This window comes from Nocardioides malaquae (assembly GCF_015070385.1).
Lineage (GTDB): Bacteria > Actinomycetota > Actinomycetes > Propionibacteriales > Nocardioidaceae > Nocardioides > Nocardioides malaquae.
In genome coordinates this window covers 1-263 of sequence record NZ_JADCSA010000554.1, presented here as the reverse complement: position 1 = coordinate 263, position 263 = coordinate 1, and the positions used below count along the sequence as shown (strand labels likewise).

1 protein-coding gene is annotated in these 263 nt (G+C 28.1%); it reads left to right on the top strand.

Annotated features, from left to right (window positions below; translation table 11 throughout):
* Positions 1-251, top strand: a 251-nt coding sequence (locus IEQ44_RS18660) for a hypothetical protein (RefSeq protein ID WP_227487661.1), incomplete at its 5' end; no start/stop codon positions are given.
* Positions 252-263 lie beyond the last annotated feature (12 nt).

The following is a 263-nucleotide window of genomic DNA, read 5'->3' as shown; positions in this document are numbered from 1 at the left end:
ATAAGAGATACACAGAGCCTTACATTCCTTACGTAAGTAGATATATGAACAATAATCAGAGTTATGATATAATAACAGAAATAATAATAATGCTATTAATGATGATAATGATGATGGTACTAGTAGTAGTAGTAACATCAGTAGTAGAAGAAGAAGCATTAGTAGTAGAAGTAGTAGTAGTAGCAGTAGTAGTCGCAACGAAATTAATAACAATAATAATGATGATGATGATGATGATAATGAAGATATAATGATGATGATAT